The organism is Bacillus sp. LR--39 (assembly GCF_053613335.1).
In genome coordinates this window covers 1-1,479 of sequence record NZ_JBSIOT010000137.1, presented here as the reverse complement: position 1 = coordinate 1,479, position 1,479 = coordinate 1, and the positions used below count along the sequence as shown (strand labels likewise).

Genomic DNA, 1,479 nt, shown 5'->3' with positions numbered 1-1,479 from the left:
GGCTGGTGCCCGCCTTTGATAATGACATGCTGCGCACCCATCTTGACGAGCTGCTCGGCTGCTTTTTTCCGGTCATCCAGCGAGCTGATTGTCATTCCTGTCAGCGTTTCTGCTTCCGGGACATTCGGCGTAATCGCGTAGCTTCTTGGAATGAGCAACTCCTTTAAGGTGGCAACTGACTCATCACGCAGCAAGGATGCCCCGCCCTTTGCGATCATAACCGGATCAACAATTACACGATTGAATCCGTACTCGTCAATTTTTCTTGCCACTTCTTCAATCATGTCGGCATTCCAGAGCATTCCCGTTTTGACTGCATCCGGTCTCAAATCCTCAGCAACAGCGACAATTTGCTGTCTCAACGCCTCTACAGTCAGCGGATACACCCCATGAACGCCAAGCGTATTTTGAGCGGTTACCGCTGTAATCGCAGACATTCCGAATACATCAAGCTCTTGAAAGGTTTTAATATCAGCCTGTATCCCTGCGCCGCCGCCTGAATCTGATCCGGCGATTGTCAATGCTTTATATATACTCATTACACTACACTCCTTTTATTACCCGATCCATTTATGATAAATGGATTTTGCCCGGGCAATATCATTTGTTCCATGGATCAAAGCTCTGCCGTCCCGGAACAGCACCATTTTCATATCATCCGAGCGGCAGGAAATTAAATACGGGTTCGCAGCTACTTCAAGCCCGGCCTGCGTCAGCTGACCGGCAAGCGCTTCAAGATCCGCTTCTTTCGTAATAGATGATCTGATCTGCACCGTGTTCCTGCCGCACAATACAGCCGCTTTTGTTTGATTTTCATATGACAAAAACGGAAAATCCTTTGTGCCGCAGCTTGGGCATGCGTCATGTTTGAGATTGGCCGCTCTCACTTCTGACCGCTCGTTTTTCCACAAATCAAAGGAGCGCAGCACCGGCTCGCACTCCTCTCCCGTCAGCAGCTTCAGTGCATCTGTTACCTGAAAGACTGCTACCTGCAAAACAGCCGGACTGATGATGCCGGCTGTGTCACATGTTGCTCCGCCAATCGGAAGTGTATCGAGCAAGCAATGCAGGCAAGGAGTAGAACCCGGCACCACGGTAAAGGTGAGGCCGTAGCTCCCTACACAGGCACCGTAAAGAAAAGGAATCCCTTCCTTTACCGCAGCATCATTTACGATCAGGCGGGTTTCAAAATTATCAGCCGCATCCACAATAATCGATGCATCCCTAATCAGCTCGAAGATATTTTCTGCTGTCACATCCATGACAAGTCCGGTCACATCAACATCGCTGTTAATCGAACGGAGACGGCGCTCCGCAGCGGCTGCTTTCGGCATTTCTTTTTTGACATCATCTTCTGTATAAAGCTGCTGGCGCTGGAGGTTGCTCCATTCAACATAATCTCTGTCGGCAATTTTCACAGAGCCGACTCCCGCTCTCACCAGCATTTCTGCACTGGCTGTTCCGAGCGCGCCGGCGCCG

2 protein-coding genes are annotated in these 1,479 nt (G+C 50.4%); both read right to left on the bottom strand.

Going from position 1 to position 1,479, the window contains the following annotated elements; genetic code table 11:
* The coding region (gene thiD / locus ACWHAR_RS21130) for a bifunctional hydroxymethylpyrimidine kinase/phosphomethylpyrimidine kinase (RefSeq protein WP_452087725.1) at positions 1–539 on the bottom strand (539 nt) is incomplete at its 3' end.
* 18 nt (positions 540–557) lie between these two features.
* The coding region (gene thiF / locus ACWHAR_RS21125; protein WP_452087724.1) for a thiazole biosynthesis adenylyltransferase ThiF at positions 558–1,479 on the bottom strand (922 nt) is incomplete at its 5' end.